At 60.5% G+C, this 12270-nt stretch carries 6 protein-coding genes; 3 read left to right on the top strand and 3 right to left on the bottom strand.

The features are described 5' to 3' along the window. Positions 1–249: 249 nt before the first annotated feature. Positions 250–3549 (bottom strand): autotransporter outer membrane beta-barrel domain-containing protein, encoded by a 3300-nt coding sequence (locus VL003_RS05400; protein WP_325440342.1) that lies wholly within the window; start codon positions 3547–3549, stop codon positions 250–252. Positions 3550–3774: 225 nt separating this feature from the next. On the opposite strand from VL003_RS05400, the gene VL003_RS05395 reads away from it, so the two are divergent. Further along, positions 3775–4248 (top strand): YkgJ family cysteine cluster protein, encoded by a 474-nt coding sequence (locus VL003_RS05395; protein ID WP_325440340.1) that lies wholly within the window; start codon positions 3775–3777, stop codon positions 4246–4248. Between the two features lie 55 nt (positions 4249–4303). Here VL003_RS05395 and VL003_RS05390 read toward each other — a convergent pair whose 3' ends face one another. Beyond that, complete coding sequence (locus VL003_RS05390) at positions 4304–6262, bottom strand: alkyl/aryl-sulfatase (protein ID WP_325440338.1); 1959 nt, start codon at positions 6260–6262, stop codon at positions 4304–4306. Between the two features lie 167 nt (positions 6263–6429). Here VL003_RS05390 and VL003_RS05385 point away from each other — a divergent pair, with 167 nt between their 5' ends. Beyond that, positions 6430–7191, top strand: a complete 762-nt coding sequence (locus tag VL003_RS05385; protein ID WP_325440336.1) for a hypothetical protein — start codon at positions 6430–6432, stop codon at positions 7189–7191. Here the strand turns inward: VL003_RS05385 and VL003_RS05380 are convergent. Then, positions 7182–10787, bottom strand: coding sequence for an ATP-binding protein (locus VL003_RS05380; protein WP_325440334.1), 3606 nt, complete (start codon positions 10785–10787; stop codon positions 7182–7184). The two genes, VL003_RS05385 and VL003_RS05380, sit on opposite strands and share 10 nt — an antisense overlap. Positions 10788–11140: 353 nt before the next feature. Here VL003_RS05380 and VL003_RS05375 point away from each other — a divergent pair, with 353 nt between their 5' ends. Beyond that, a complete protein-coding gene (locus VL003_RS05375; protein WP_325440332.1) occupies positions 11141–12268 on the top strand; it encodes a cupin domain-containing protein in 1128 nt (375 codons plus the stop codon). The last annotated feature ends 2 nt before the right edge of the window (positions 12269–12270 follow it).

The raw sequence follows: 12270 nt of genomic DNA, 5'->3' as shown, positions 1-12270 counted from the left end.
GCGGCCGATGTGGCTCACATCATGGAAGACCTCCAGGTACGCCGGACTCTTGAAGAGATGTCCTTCACGCCCACGACCACATCTCCCCAAGAGTTCGACGACATCATCCGACGCGAAACGGCCGAGCACAAGACTCTGATTGAAGAGCTGGGCTTGTAGAACGCGGTACCGCTTGCTGCCGGCCCTTACCCCAGCTGTTTTCAACGACGACATTTTCGCCATGAAAGGCGGTACGGCAATCGTTGCCCCCTAAAACGTCCAGCGCAGATTCACTTGCCCCTGCAGCGACGAATACCCGTTTCCCAACTGTGAGCTTAGATCGGCGCCGATCAATAGCCGCTCGCTGCGCTGCAGCGTAACGCCGGCCCGCAGGCCCATCGTGTCGCGCGGCAACACACTATTGCGGGTATCAAAGGTCGTCTCTACGGGTGCAATCCCGAAATGCGCAGCTTGAGTCAGGTTGCGGTCCAGCCATTCGCGATTCCAGCTGATGTCGACATGCATGCCCAAGGTGCTGCCATCGCCTTGGGAACGATTCCAGGACGCCGTCAGGCCAAGGCTGGATCGCAAACCGTCTGCGCGCATGCTGTCCAGATGAAGGCGTGTTGCCGCATTGCCCGATTCGTCGATCGAGGGCCGTGACACCAAGGCATAGTTCATAGTGGCAAATGGCCTTACCGAGAACGACGGGTTCAGGTACCAAAGGTAGCCTGTGCCCACGCCCAACGACAGACTGTGACCCGTCCCCTCGGACGAATGTGTCGCCTGGTAATTACCGATGACAATCTGCCGACGCATATCGGCCTGCTCAAGGCCAAGGCGCAGGCCGCTGAAAGCAAAAAAGCCCTGCGTTGCGCTCGGGCGGTACTGAACGTGGGCACCAACACCGAACGCGGTGGCTTTGCTCGTGCCTGGGTAAGAGGAATCCACCTCTACCGACAGCTCTGACATATCAAGTTGGGCGCCAACCGCGAACTCAGGTGCCGACGCCAGCCTGCGGCCGGTTCCAATGACGAGGCCATAGAGGTTGGCGTCATAGCCCACCATGGAACCACCAGCGTCTTGATCGGCATCTGAGCCGAGCGCCAAGGCGTAGCCCTGCCAGTCGGTGCCGGGGCGTCGCGTGCTCTGGCTCAGGCCTTCGTGAGCAGCTTGCATGAGTGTACGCTCACGCATCAGGGAAGCGGCCATCGCTGCACTGTAGCCGGCCGGTGAAAGCTGGGCCAGGGCGTCAGGTATCTGTAAACCGTCCCCTGTCGAGAAATCAAGCTCCCGGAACAGTGCTTGCGCTGGTGCAGGGCCGGCGGACGCCAGGTTGAACAGGGCGCTCCCGACCGCTCGCTGGTTGGCGTCACGGCCATATTGGCTGTAGGCGTTCTCGGCCCGGGTGGCCGTCAACCGGTAGCGCTCGGCGCCCAAGGTCGCGGCGCCAAATCGCAAGGTGGGCGATACACGAGCGATCTGTGTGGCGCTGAAATTTCCGCTGCGGCTGGCCGCTTCCACAACAGCATTTGTGTCGACCGACCAAGAGCTTTGATACCAGTCGGCCAAAGGCACCAGTTCCAGCGTGCCGGCCAGGTCAACATTTCCGCTGACAGCAAGCACGTCGTGGGTGCCGTTGCCGTCGAATTCCGCCACCAGGCGACCCGCTGCTGTCTGCCGGAAGTCTCCGTTCACACTGATGCGCCCGATGGAGTTGCCGGGCGCCAGCGTGCCAGCGTTGATCAAGGCACTGCCGGTGGCCAGATCGAAACGGGCATTGCCGCCCAATGTGGCCGCTTCCTGGACGGTGGCGCTGTAGACCTGCAACGTGCCGTTCAACCGGGTTTCACCGCCGTCAAATGACAGGGCCAGATTGTCTTTGCCAGTGATGTTGCCGGCGTAATTCAGGCGAAATGCCGCCTCGGGCCGGCCGGTGCTGCGGCCCAGGCTGTCGGCGGCCTGGCCAAAAGAAAGCGTGGTCAGGCGCAACTGGTTGTGGTCGTCGCGTTGTGCATAGCGCGAAACAATGTCGCCTTCAATGCGGGCGCCTTGCATCAGATTGATACGTCCGACGTAGGCATTGTCGGAAATAAGAATGGCCGCCTGCCGGCCTGCGACGCGGCCGGTAATGTCGGCTTGCTGAACCAGGGGGCCGTCGAGCTCGGGCAGTAATGGTTGATCGACGCCATCGACGCTGCGTATGTACGAACCACGATTCTCGACTGCGCTGCCGAGCGCATTGGTGCCAAAATCAAAACGCAGGCCCACTCCCTGCAAGCCGGTGGCCTGGATGTCGCCTCGGTGAACCAGCGTATGCCGGCGACCGTATGCAAACTGTATGCCTTGTCCGTTCAAGCCATTCGCATGAATGTTGACGCCGGGGTCTACGATAACTGTGTTGTTCTCGCCATCCACCCGTATACCCGCCGCTCCCGACCCGGCCGCCAGCAGATCAACCGCTTGCCCGACATGGTTGTTGCTGCCGTAAATATGCAGGCCCAGGCCCAGCGTGGCCTGGTTGTACTGACCAGGAAGATACTGTGTGCCGGCGGCATTTCGCCCAAAATAACCTTGGGTATTCATCAGGTGAAGGCCGTCGCCATAAATCGATCGCCCGAAAAAATTGGCCCGGTCAATCGTGTAACCCAGATCTTGCAGCACAGCCAGTTCAGCTTCCATGAAGCCCGTATAGTTACGGTATCCCTGGTGGCTCATGACACTGTTTCGAAGCTCGATATGACTCATGAGGTTAGGGTCGATGTCGCCATCGTCGTCCCGTACTTTAACGGGCACACCACGCAGGCCGCCGGCCAGCACCTGATCGATGTTGGGGCCGACCAGACTCGCCTGGTCCAGGCGCACATCGAACGCATCGGGGTCGTACGAGTGGTTGCAGCCATTGCAAAGAATCTTCTGACCCGCGCGCGCCGGCTTGCCGTTATCGTCGATCAGCAGCTGCGACCAGCTGTTCAGGTGGCTTTCGAAATACGGCTCAAAGACATCCAGCGCGCCCCTGTCTTCCGCGCTGATGGCAACGCCCAGCCCATGGGCAACTTCGTGTATGGCCGTCAGGAACACACTGTCTTTTCCGGTCAGTGGCGTTTGCGTGAACGCCGGATCCAGCGCGTAGTCATCCTGGCCCAGGCCAAAAAAACCGTGCCCGCCCAAAGGCAGCGTGCCCGTTGCAGGCGACAGGCCGAAAAAGTTTTGCTGCATCTGCGTAAACGCACTTTGGCCGCCGTTTGCCCGGGGCGACCCCCCATAGGCATTGCCCGGCATATCCACCGTGCCAATATTGACGATGGTCGCGTCATTATTGCCCTGGGGCTGCAGGATCTCTGCCCAGTAGCTCAGGCCATCGACAACCTGGTCCTTGTATGCCTCGTAACCCTGCCAGCTCCAGAATGACGCCTTGTCACCGTCAAACGAGCCGTCGCCAGTCTCGAAAAAGCGCGCCACAAAAATGCTGCGCCTCGACGTATTTTCGACAGATCGGTGCTCCAGAGCGAAAACAGACAGCGGAGCGATGGCAAGCGCCAGCGCGGCGCACAGTTGTGTGGGTTTCATAACGGAACAAGTGTCGAATACGCGGGATTTCGCGCGCACATAGTAACGTCTTGTCGGATCTGGCTGCGTTCGTTATGAAAAAAACACCAATGGCGCGCACGCATAGCGCGCGCCGATCTCTAAATCGATAGATTGCGGCAAGCCCGGTATCGACCGGCATACGCTCGGTCGGCGACATGAGCACCGGTGTAAAATTCGCACTCTCCTTTTTCGTGTCGAACGCTCATGAACGACAAGCGCAGTCGCCCACCGCAGGCTCAGTTCCCCATTTTGCGGAGCCACACGGCATCTAACGACGCCATTCATACGAATCCATGCCTAAGCTGTGGGGCATGCTGCGCGCATTTTCGCGTCTCTTTTTACTGTGGCGAAATCGCAGGTGAAAACGGCGGGACGGTGCCGCCTGACCTTGTCAGCCAGATCGGTCCCTTACGCGCCTGCATGAAAGGCACAGAAGAAGGGGGCCAGCGCTGCGTAGCGCTTTGCGGCGAGATCGGGCACGAGGGGATACATTGCGCGATATATGAGCAGCGTCCTTCTCCCTGCCGAGACTTTCCCGCCTGGGAGCAAGACGGCACTGCGAACCCGGACTGCCAAAGAGTAAGGGCCAAGTTTGGTTTGCCTGCCTTGCCACGCCTTGCGCCCGATGACGACCGTAACCCGGGCCAGACACCTCCCCGACACGACGTGGCGGCATGATCAGGCGCAAGTACGGCTAACCGCTACGTGCCGCACTCGAGCGCCATCGTGCAGCTTAGGGCGACACGACGTTGAACCATAGCTGAGGTTCTTCGAACAGACCGGCAAATTCCATTAACTTGGGGGCGGAGCCCAGTATCTTTGCCCGACCTGATTGCAATGCGCTTTGCCAGTCCAGGGCCTTGGCCTGAATAAGCTTGAAGTCTGACTGCGTGATCTCGACTGTGGCCTCGGCCGGCACATCGGAATCGATGCTGTAGTTCAACACGGAATTTCCTAAGGTCACGGTGTAGGTGCGATTGAGGTCGGTCAGCCGAAACGCGACGGCCAAAGTACGGTCTTTCGCCTTGTCCTCGTTCAAACGCACCGCCATCAAATCAAAGAGCATTTCGGGTGTCAGTGCGGCAATCATGTCTGCATTGTTGTTCACCGGCTGGGGCAGATTGGGCGCTCCATGGCGCAGCTCTAGGGCGCCCTGCAAATATATTGAACGCCACGGCCCCGATTCGGCCTGATAACCCAGCTGCTCGTAGGCGGCGGCCAGCAGCAGCCGCGCCTGTTGGTCTTGTGGGTCGGCAAATACGGCATGCTTCAGCACCATGGCGACCCAACGATACTCGCCCTGCTCGTAATCCTGTTGCGCTCGTTTCAAAAGATTGTCGCGTCCTATGTATTCCACATACTTATGCGCGGCCTGCTCGGGCGGCAACACATCCAGACTGGAAGGGTGCGCATCGTACCAACCCATGTAGTACTGATACACGGCGCGGGCGTTGTGTTTCAGCGTGCCGTAATAGCCGCGCGCGGGCCAATGGTCGCGCAAGGATTTGGGCAGCTCGATCAGGTCGGCGATTTCTTCGCCGGTGTAGCCCTTGTTCATCAGATTGACCGTACGATCATGAGTGTATTTGTACAAATCACGCTGCTTGGTCAGGTAGTCGTGCACCCGCTCTTTGCCCCAGACAGGCCAATGGTGCGCCTGGAATTTCACCTCGATACGGTCGCCGAACAAATCCATGGTTTCGTTGATGTAATGCGCCCATTGCCGTGCATCACGTACCTGGGTGCCGCGCAACGAAAGAATATTGTGCATGGTGTTGGTGGTGTTTTCCGCCATCCACATCGCCTTGAACTGAGGTAAATAGGTGTTCATCTCGACGGGCGCCTCCGTGCCCGGCGTCAGCTGCATCACCATCTCGACTCCGTCGACCACAAGGGTCTCCCCGGTCGTACTTACAGAGCGGGTTGGCGCGATCAGTGAAATTGTTCCCAGGGGATTGGTCATGCCCAGGCCCGAGCCCACACCATGTTCTGGTCCGCGAGGCAGGAAGGCGCCGTACATGTAGGTCGCACGACGCTTCATGGCGTTGCCCGCTATCACCCCTTCGCTGATGGCATGCTCAAAGAAACCTTTGGGCGCAATCACCTCCACCTCGCCGGCATCCACTGCCTTTTGATCAATAACCCCCTTAACGCCCGCGTAATGATCAATATGGGAATGGCTGTATATGACCGCCTTGATCGGCGCGGAATCCACATGCTTGCGGATCAGGGCAAACGCCGCTGCGGCGGTCTCGGTGGACGTGCCGACATCAAATACGATCCAGCCGGTTTGACCCCGCACGAACGTGATATTGGACAAGTCGTAGCCACGCACCTGATAAATATTTTCGGTCACCTTGTACAGGCCGTCCAGCAGGTTCAGCTGCGACATGCGCCACAAGCCGGGATGCACGGTGGGGGGCGCATCGCTGTCCGGGGTGACGAAGCTTTTGTAAGAGTCAAGGTCCCACACGACATTACCGGCCTCGCCCTTGATAAGCAGGCTGGGCTCTCTGTGGATCAGTCCCCGGCGGGCGTCCTCGAAGTCCTGCGTGTCATGCAGGGGCAGCGTACGCATCCATTCTTCATGACGTGCTTGCGTAGCTTGGCTGGCGGGCGCCGCCATGGCGCTCGTGGCCCCCGAGCTTATCAGTACCGCCGTCAGCAGGGCCCTTGCAAATGAATTTGCCATGACGCGCTTCTCCTTGTGAAAAACCAATGAAACGGGCCATTGTGATCAACCCGATTGAAACGGGCCAGCAAAACGCCCGCGCGAAAGACTCGGCAATTAAATGCTTTTTCAACGCCTGGAACCTACCTTCGGTTTTTCACTGAAGAATCCGATTGCACAGAATCCATATGCACAAGATCACCTTATGTCTCCTGACGGCCTGCCTGCTAAGCGCTCAGGCGCAAGCACAGTCGCAGAACGATGCCAACAACCCACTCAGCCCGCGCCCACTCCTGAGCTTGCACGACTATTACGCGCCCAAACTGCACAATGTCGACGGTGCCTGGGCGAACCAGACGGTTGTGCGTGCAGTGCTGCCCAACAAGACCTTCGGCCTGCCGCAACTGTGGCGCTTGAATGTGCCTGTCGTCTCGTTGCACCATGACCGGCTGGGCAGCAAGTCGGGCCTGGGCGACATCACGCTGATGGACATCTTCATGCGCTCCGGCGAGCACTTCTCGTATGGAATGGGCCCCATGCTGGTAATGCCCACTGCCTCCGACGATCGCCTGGGTCAGGGCAAATGGCAGATCGGCAGCGCCGCGGCCATCGTGGCCAACAGGTCATGGGGGTTGGCCGGCGGGCTGATGACCTTCCAGCAATCGTTCGCCGGAGACTCTGATCGTGACAGGGTCAGGATGCTGACCTTCCAGCCGGCCTTGTTCTACAACCTGCCCAATGGCTACTACCTGCGCTCCAGCGCCGTCTGGACTTTCGACCTGGAGCAACACACTCGCCATGTGCCGGTAGGCCTGGGTATCGGAAAAGTGATGAAGCTTGGAAGCAAATCCACTGTCAACGCGTTCATAGAGCCGCAATACTCGGTGGAAAAGAAGGGAGCGGGAGTGCCCGAATGGCAGATCTTTGGCGGCTTCAACATTCAGTTCTGAGCCCAGCCGGGCTGGCGTTGCATCCAGTCCGCGCGAGCAAGAAGGTCTGGAAGCCGCTTGCGCCGGTGCTGGATCCAGCCTTCATAAACGTACAGGCCCGACCGAACCATTTCCTGGCTGGCCAGCGCCCAGGCGGCCTGAGCCGCCTGCGTGTCCGACTGCATCCAGGCCAGGTCGCCTCGCAAGCACTGCACCTCGGGCATTAGCAGCGACGAGGCCCTTTCATGGGCAATGTCGCATACCTGGTCCAGCGCCTGGCGAGCGCGATCGAGATGGCCTTGGAACAGATGGCAGCGGGCCAGTATGCACAGGAACGCATCCATGGCCAGCGGCATGCTGCTTTCAAATTGCGGCAAAAGCGAAGACAGGCGTTCCAGCTCGGATCCCACTTCTTCACCCCGCACCAGCGTGCAATAAAGGACATACGTTTCGACCACTGCGCACCACACACTGCCCGGCAACTGCGACTTCAATACATTCAGCAATGCCTGGCTGCCGGCGGCCAGAGTCTCCAATTGGCCTCGCAAATACAGGATTCTAAGCATCTGAATATTGGCAATGACCCCCGAGATACGCGGCTGACCTTGCCGGGCCAGCTCGAGCGCATGACGGGCATTGTGCTCGCCCTCGTCGAAACGCCCCTGAAGCACCTGCGACAGTCCCAGTTGGCTATACAGCAGGGCCTCACAGTGATGCCCCAACGCATTGGCCATCGAAGGCGGCGGCGCCATTTGCGACTGGGCAAGCAATGCTTCGTTCAATAGCAGTTCAGACTGCTGGGGCCGACCTTTCCAGAACAGATACTGTGCCTCGGCATATAAGCCCCAGCCATACCACGAACTTTGACCCAGCCGTCGGGCCAATTCCTGCAGCCGCTTGGCGCAGGCCAGACTCTTCGGCAACCTGCCGGCACCGTGCTCCATCACCCATTGCCCCCAGAGGACCGGCAGGTCCTCCTGAGAGGGGCTCGCGTTGCGGCTGACTGCACGATCATAGGCCTGGGAAACCGGTTCAGCCGCCGGGCCGGCCTGGCTGATTTCCAGCACCCCCAGCGTCACATAGCTCTCATGCTCGAACTGGCGACGCAGCTCGACGTCGCTCATGTATTGCAAACTGCTCAACACTTGCGACAAATGGTCTGCGGCTTGCCCCGTTTGTCCCGCTTGCAAGGCGGCATCGATTGCGCGTCGCCACCACTGGGCTGCCTGTGGACTTTGAGCGTCGGTGAAACAAGCCGCAATGACGTCCTCGGCCTGATCGGCCTGGATCAAGAAGCGTGCGAGGCCGGCGTACAGATTTTTTCGCTCTTCTTTGCCGATGAGGCGCTTGAGGGCTTGCCGCAACACCGGCTCGCAACCGACAGACCCTGGCACCACTGGAAACAATAGCCCTCGATCCACCAGGCCGGCGACCGTTGATTCCACCATGTCGGCCGGCAGCTCGCACGCGAACGCAATCCCCTGTAGGCTGGCCTGCTCCCATAGTGCTGCCAGGAAAAGCACCCGGCGGCTGTCCTCATCCAGTCTTCCCAGCTCCATCAGCAATTGATCCGCCACGCCGGGCAGGTACTCAATGGGCATTTCAAATTGCATCAAATGCACCATGTTCTTGATAAACATGGGATTGCTGCTGCCTCGCTCCCGGATGCGGCTTCGTACGTCGGCGGTCAGCCGTCGGCCGCGCGCATAAAACGCAAGCGCCTTATCTGCGTCGGCCCGCGACAATGGACGCAATTGGAGCGCGGCGGAAAATGCCGGGCTGGCCAAAGACCGGCGCGAGAGCACCAACATCAGCAGGCCTGCCGGATGCGCCTGTAAATCGTTCCAGACGTCGGCCATACAGGCGGCCGCTTCCTCGGTCAGGCTGTCAGCATGATCCAGCACCACCAGCAACGGACGCCGTAGCTTCCCGAACAGGCTTGCGACCGCCTTCAACACCTGAAACGCTTCCACCACCGGGCCAGCGGGCTCAGTGTCACGGTCTGCAAGCCTAGCTTCCAGTTCCTGAATCTGCGCCGCCTCTAACTCGAACCATGAGCCCATGCACTGGACGAACCGAGGCCGCAAGGTTGCCGCTCGGTCGTGATCCCGCCGACGCACGGCGCCCAGGAACGCCCCCAGGGTCTCCACCATATCGCTTTGGTCGAAATCCAGCTTCAGCAATTGGCCGCCATCGCGACCAACGTAGGCGATCAAAGCCTCTGCAAGACGCGATTTGCCCAAGCCCATATGGCCGTTGATCTGGACAGCGCTTTTGCCCCCGTTGCGGCTTTGGGTCCATTGCCCGACCAGTTGCTCAAATTCCTGCTGGCATCCGTACAAGGGGTCGTTCAACCACTTGCCTTCCCCCAGAACAAAATAGGTGCCGTCCCGCCTTCGACATTGCTCTATTTGCCAGTTCGCCAGTCGTGCGGCAGCTTGCGGACTGAGCAAGACCTCGCCCCGTACCGCCTTCCAGGCCAGGGGCACGACAAGCTGCCCAAACAGACTGTTGGCATTGACCTCGCGCTCGTCCACCACGGCCAGACTGACGTGCAAGGCCTGACCGATGCTGATGCTGTCAGGGGTCTTCAAGGACCGAATGGCGCAGGCCAGCTCCACCGCCCGGGTGACCGGGGCGGATAGCCCGTTTCGAAAGCCAAGATGTGCCAGCAACGTGGAACCGCCGGCCTGGCCGAGCCAGGCGCCATGCTGGCGCACGATCTCGACCAGTTGCTCATGCCAGGAATCCAGATAGGCGACGGCCTCGTCCGGCACAAGGTCCGCGTCCAGATCCTCTTCCTTTCCCTTCGGTGGCAGCCAAGAGAGCGCAATGGCCAGCGTCACGACGGTTCGGTAGCGCAAGGCGTCGACAGGAGCCGGCAACGCCGGGGATCCCGGCCCGACAGCCTCAACCAGACGGCGGGTCTCCGAATTCGGTTCGACGCCCAGATGCTGTCTTAGCGCGAGTTCGCACTGCGCATAGGCCTGAAGCGCTGCTTGCCGTTCGCCCACATGGACCAACAACTTGATGAGCAGTCGATGATAGGCCTCTTGCTCGGGAGATTGCTGCACCCAGCCTTTGCTCATGGCCAGTGCCGTCTCGGTCTGCTCCGACGCCAGTGCGAGTTCAACCCAGCGTGAGCGCAGCCGCAGCAACTCCAAGGCGATCCGATCAACCCAGCTTTGGCGCCAGGCCCCGAAAACCTCTTGGTCCGGATACTTGATTCCGGCCAGAAACGGCCCGCCATAGCGTCGCAACCGCTCGCGGAGCAGGGGTTCCTCATCCGGCTGCGCTGCGAGCAGGCTCAGAACATCGACCTGGATCACACCCGCACGGATCGCGAGCCCCCCTTCCGGCGTCGTATGCAGAAGAGGCGCCGCACTGCCCAGCGCCTTGCGCAACACATGCAGTGCATGACGCAGGCGTGATAGGGCCTTTTCGCGGGACAAATCGGGCCAGAGCATCTGCGCCAGCGAATCGCGGTGCTTGGCTTTGCCATCAGCCAAGCACAGAACAGCCGCCAGCACTTTGACTTTGTCGTAGCTGAATAATGACGTGTGATCGCTGTGGTCGACGGAAAAATGGAAGGGGCCAAGCAGGTTTAGAACTACCACTGAAACGTTGCTCCGTCCTCAGACCACCCATGCCTGGCCAATCGTGGCAAATGGACAGATAATCTGACGCTAACTGTTGGTAAAAGTCACGATAAGTGTTGGATTGTACTCAACCTGCCCGGCACAAAGATGTTGGGCTGCCGGCCAGAAGCTTGCGGGGCGTGCGATCGATAGAAACACGCTGATGCATCGCCCGGGCCACCGGCTTGCGCAACCCCAGCCGCAAGCAGTCGATGGTAGACACCCGTTGCAGCTTGTATACTTTTAGTATGAGTAAGGGGTGCATCAAGGGGCCTGCAGAACGCGGCCCTGGATTCACTGCATCGCATCACAACCCACCACAAGAGACCATCATGAATGTGATAGACACCGTTCCTTCTCCCGTGCGCCTGTCTGCCGTGGCCGCACCCGGCCAGCCCGAGCCCACGCCCGCACTGGAAGAGCTGTATCGCGGTTTTGAACAAGAGCTGCTGGTCCCACTTTGGACAGAGATCGGCGGGCTGATGCCGCGCGAGCCCAACAGCAAGGCCACCCCGCACCTCTGGCGCTGGGACCGGCTGGTAAAGCTGGCCGACGAGGCCGGGCGCATCGTGCCGGTTGGCCGAGGCGGCGAACGCCGCGCCATTGCGCTGGCCAACCCGTCATTAGGCGGGCGTCCCTACGCCACGCCAACTTTGTGGGCCGCCATTCAGTACCTGATGCCCGGCGAAGACGCCCCTGAACACCGCCACACCCAACACGCCTTCCGCTTTGTGGTCGAGGGTGAAGGGGTGTGGACAGTCGTGAACGGCGACTCGATCCGCATGTCGCGCGGCGACTTTCTACCCCAGGGCGGCTGGAACTGGCACGCGCATCACAACTCAGCCGACAAGCCCATGGCGTGGATCGACGGTCTGGACATTCCCTTTGCCCACTACTCCGAATCGGCGTTCTTCGAATTCGGCCGGGACGAACTTCCCCCCGCCGAGCGCATCTCGCCCGAGTTCTCGCGCTCTGAGCGGTTATGGGGCCACCCCGGCCTGCGGCCGGTCTCGCAACTCGAGTCAACGCCCTCCTCGCCGCTGCTGGCCTACCGCTGGGTCGACACCGACCGCGCGCTGAGCGAACAGCTGGCCCTGGAAGACGAAGGCTATGCGGGCACGGTAAGCCCGGGCCATGCGGCCGTGCGCTATACCAACCCCACCAATGGCCGCGACGTGCTGCCCACCCTGCGCACCGAAATGCACCGCATTCGCGGCGGCGCCGGCACGCTGGCGCGACGCGAGGTCGGATCTTCGGTGTTTCAGGTCTTTGACGGCCAGGGAACCGTAACGGTCGGCGAACGCCAGTGGCAAGTGCGTCAGGGCGACATGTTCGTTGTGCCCTCGTGGACCAGCTTCCAGGCCCAGGCCGATGCCGGCCAGGCCTCGCTGGATCTCTTCCGCTTCAGCGATACACCGATCTTCGAGGCGCTGCACGCCCAGCGCGCCGAGCTGGTGTAGGG

Source organism: Pusillimonas sp., assembly GCF_035515275.1.
GTDB lineage: Bacteria > Pseudomonadota > Gammaproteobacteria > Burkholderiales > Burkholderiaceae_B > Pusillimonas.
Note: the sequence above shows the minus strand (reverse complement) of the source record. Positions and strands in the feature narration are given on the sequence as shown.